At 65.6% G+C, this 4,294-nt stretch carries 3 protein-coding genes; all 3 read left to right on the forward strand.

The features are described 5' to 3' along the window. The first annotated feature begins 438 nt into the window (after positions 1 to 438). Positions 439 to 1,113 (forward strand): MtrAB system response regulator MtrA, encoded by a 675-nt coding sequence (gene mtrA, locus ACU18_RS18850; protein ID WP_050687999.1) that lies wholly within the window; start codon positions 439 to 441, stop codon positions 1,111 to 1,113. 154 nt (positions 1,114 to 1,267) lie between these two features. Continuing rightward, the gene (gene mtrB, locus ACU18_RS18855) at positions 1,268 to 3,040 is read left to right on the forward strand and encodes an MtrAB system histidine kinase MtrB (RefSeq protein WP_082178416.1); all 1,773 of its coding nucleotides are present in this window, start codon (positions 1,268 to 1,270) and stop codon (positions 3,038 to 3,040) included. Then, on the forward strand, positions 3,037 to 4,294 hold a 1,258-nt coding region (locus ACU18_RS18860), incomplete at its 3' end, for an LpqB family beta-propeller domain-containing protein (RefSeq protein WP_050688001.1). The genes mtrB and ACU18_RS18860, both read left to right, overlap by 4 nt.

Here is a 4,294-nt window from a genome sequence, read left to right on the forward strand (position 1 = left end):
CCATGGTTGTTGGCCCCATGATTGCTGGGCGGGTGGTTGGCCCCATGGTTGCTGGCCCTGTTGCCCCGGCCATTGTCCGGATTGTTGCTGGCCCTGCTGCCCTGGCCACTGTCCGGAGGGTGCCTCGGACGGCCACCGCGGCTGGCCGGGTTGTCCAGCGGCCGGCCGTTGCCCCTGTTGCTGGCCTGGCTGCTGTTCGGGCGCCTCCCCGTCGCTGCCGGCCGGCTCCTGCGGGCCTGAATCCTGTGGTGACACCGTGTTCCCTCCCCAATGCGTAAATCCAACGCCGCCCGGAGAAGCTGCCGCGGCCTGCGCCTGGCGCCCCGGAACGGCGGGCATGACCCCAGCCTATAGTTCCGGCGTCGGGCGGCCTAGCATCCCGCCATGCCGTAGCCGGCTGAACACGACAAACCTTGCCTGATAAGGGAATATATAACTATGAAGGCACGCATTCTGGTGGTAGACGATGACGAAGCGCTGGCCGAAATGATTGGAATTGTGCTGCGCAATGACGGATTTGAACCCGTTTTCTGCGCGGACGGCGCCCAGGCGCTGGATATCTTCCGGTCATCGCGGCCCGACCTCGTGCTGCTTGACCTCATGCTCCCTGGCGTGGACGGTATCGAGGTGTGCCGGCAGATCCGGTCCGAGTCCGATGTGCCGATCGTGATGCTCACGGCAAAGGCGGATACTTCGGATGTTGTCCGCGGCCTGGAATCCGGTGCGGACGACTACGTCCCCAAACCGTTCAAGCCCGCAGAGTTGGTGGCAAGGGTCAGGGCCAGGCTCCGCCCGGGCGACCAAAAAGCCCCGGAGACGCTCCGCATCGCCGACATCACCATCGATGTCGCCGGCCACACCGTCAGCAGGGGCAGCGAGCGGATCTCCCTGACGCCGCTCGAGTTTGACCTGCTGGTGGCGCTGGCCCGTAAACCCTGGCAGGTTTTCACCCGGGAACTGCTGCTGGAACAGGTCTGGGGTTACCGCCACGCCGCCGATACGCGCCTGGTCAACGTCCACGTCCAGCGCCTGCGCTCCAAGATCGAACAAGACCCGGAAGCCCCGGAAGTTGTATTGACGGTGCGTGGTGTCGGCTACAAAGCAGGGGCCTGATCCCACGCCGCAGGATTCCACTCCGGAGGACGGGGAACGCGGCCTCGACGGTGCGCCGCCCGTAACCGGCGCCCCGGCCGTCCCCGCCGGACACGACGGCCCCCCGGGCTATGCGCCGGAGCATACGGATGCCCTCACCCCCGGGTTCCGGCAGGTGACGTTCCGCACCAGGATCTGGCGCCGCCGCGCCCTTATTGTCGGCTGGCGCGTGGCACGGCTCGTGGGCACGGGAGCGCGGCGCTTCCTGCCCGCGTTGAGGTTCATCGCCCGCGCCCTGCAGCGTCGGTGGCGCCGCTCCCTGCAGTTCCGCACGGTCCTGACCACGCTGATGCTGGCGGTGACCTCGTTCGCCGTGGTGGGTGCGTACCTGTCCAACCAGATCGCCAACAACCTCTTCCAGGAACGCCTTACCCAGGCGGAATCCGAGACGCGTTACAACGTCAAGCAGGTCCAGGAGACGTTCGACGGCGCCCAGGTCACCGACCAGTCCAGCGTCATCACCCTGGTGTACGACACACTTAACGCCGTGGAGGGTCGCGGCTCGGTCATCCAGCGTCGGTACGTCTTCGAGGCCAAGCCCGAACAGACCAAACCCAGGAACCGGTGGGTGGAATCGCGTGCCTCGGACCAGCTGACCGTCAGCGTCATCCCGCCGGACCTTCGGAAAGCTGTCCAGTCGTCCGGCAAGGATCAGTACTGGGCTTCCACCGTGATCCCGGTGGGCACGGAGGACCGGCCGGGCATCGCCGTCGGAAACCTCGTGACCTTTAACGGGACCGTCTACGAGCTGTACCTGATTTACGACCTGAACACCGCCCAGCAGACCCTGGACGAGATCCAGGGTGTGCTCTGGGCAGGTGGAGCCGTGATGGTGCTGCTGATCGGAGCCGTTGCCTGGTACGTCACGCGGAACGTGGTGAGCCCTGTCAGCCATGCCGCCATGGTGTCGGAGAAACTCGCAGCGGGACAGCTGCAGGAACGCATGGTTGTCCGCGGCGAGGATGAGGTTGCCCGGTTGGGGGCCTCCTTCAACCATATGGCGGCGAGCCTGCAGGAACAGATCACCCAGCTTGCCACCTTGTCCCAAATGCAGCAGCGCTTCGTCTCCGACGTCTCCCACGAACTGCGGACCCCGCTGACAACCGTGCGGATGGCAGCCGAAGTGCTCTACGACGCCCGCGACGACTTCGACCCCATCAATAAGCGTTCCGCCGAACTGCTGTACAACCAGGTGGAGCGGTTCCAGTCCTTGCTGTCCGACCTCCTGGAGATTTCGCGCTTCGACGCCGGCGTCGCCGAACTGGACGCGGAAGCGGAAGACATCCGGCACGTCGTGGCGCACGTCATCGAGGGCGCCGCCCCCGTGGCAGCCGAATACGGCTCCGAACTCATTCTCAGCGCACCGGCCGAGCCCGTCATCGTGGACATGGACGCCCGCAGGATCGACCGTATCCTGCGGAACCTCATCCTGAACGCCGTGGAACACGGCGAAGGGAAACCGGTGGCCATCACCGTCGCCGCCAGCCAGACCGCCGTTGGGATTTCCGTCCGCGATCACGGCATGGGGATGGAACCGGCCGAAGCCGCCCGCGTTTTTGACCGGTTCTGGCGCGCCGATCCCGCCCGCGCCCGCACCACCGGAGGCAGCGGTCTGGGCCTGTCGATCGCCATGGAAGACACCAAACTGCACAACGGCTGGCTGCAGGCCTGGGGCCGCAAAGGCAGCGGCGCCAACTTCCGGCTCACGGTGCCGCTGCGCCAGGGTGAAGGCATCGACGCCTCACCCGTTCCACTTGAACCTGATGACACCATGGTGCAGGGTCAGCCGGGGAGCATTCCCAGGGAGGCCGACCAACGCAACATGCTGATCCTCGAAGCCGGTGCCTCACACCTGGCACCGGCAATCACCTCCAAGGAGACACCATGACGGGCCGTAGCAGGGGTGCAACCAGGCTGGCGGCCATCATGCTGGCGATGCTGCTTGCTGTCCTGGCAGGCTGCGCCCGGATTCCCACGGCCGGCCCTGTTGGCAAAAGCAGCGAGGGCAGTGCGGGAAACCTCAGTGCCCCGGTGTTCCTGCCGGCCGCCCCGCAGCCCGGAGCGTCGCCGGAGACCATCATTGACTACTTCTACCGTGCCGGCAGTGGCTACGAGGACGATTACGCCGTGGCCCGCCAATACCTGACGCAGGCATCCTCCGTGAGTTGGAAGCCGGATCAGCGGGCCCTGGTGTACCGCGAAGCCAGGGTGGTGGCCACGGAGACGGAGAACGTCTATAACTACGAACTGGACGTGTCCTACACGGTCAATGCAGACGGCATTGCCACCCAGTCGCCTGAAGGGACCGTGGAGAAGATCCCGGTCACCCTTACCCAGGTGGACGGTGAGTGGCGGATCTCGGCGATACCGGACGGCACGGCCATCGCAGAGGAAACCTTCAAGGTCATCTACGGGGCTTTTCCCATCTACTTCTACGATCCCACTTTTACGTTCGCCGTCCCTGATGTCCGCTGGTTCATCAGGAACAAAACAGTCAAGGCCATGACCAGTGCCCTGCTGGCCGGTCCTGCACCGTACCTGCGTGGCGCGGTGGCAAGTGCTTTCCCTTCCGGCATCAAACTGGCAAGGGAGTCGGTGCCGGTGGTTTCCGGGGCCGCCCAGGTGGACTTGAGCGCCAAGGAGCTCACTGAAACCTCGCCGGAAGACCGGCTGCGCATGCAGATGCAGCTGACGCTGACCTTCCGGAGCCAACCGGACGTGGTAAATGTGGAACTGCGAGCCAACCAGGACCTGGTACGGGTGGAGGACACCGGCGCGGTCCTGCCGCCGGTCCAGGACAAGAGCGTTCCCTCGCGCCAGATCGCCATCAGCGGCAATGAACTGGTCCGGTACGAGAACAACAGGATTTCGCCGCTGCCGGACATGCAGTCCGTGTCCGCCCTCGGCCCGCGTTTCCCGGCCGAATCCCCGGTGTCCCAAAGTGCAGCCTTCCTCAACGAGGGCCGCACCACGCTGTACAGCATCGTCCCGGGGCAGCCGGCACGCGCCCTGACTACCAGGTCCACCCTGACCAGGCCTTCCTTCAGCCTCAACGACTGGGTCTGGACTGCCGGGCCGGGAGCGGCGGGGGAGACCGAAGTCGTAGCATTCCGCCCCGCCGGTGTGGCAGAAGGTGCTGCAC

The organism is Arthrobacter sp. ZBG10 (assembly GCF_001238605.1).
In the GTDB taxonomy this organism is placed as follows: domain Bacteria; phylum Actinomycetota; class Actinomycetes; order Actinomycetales; family Micrococcaceae; genus Arthrobacter.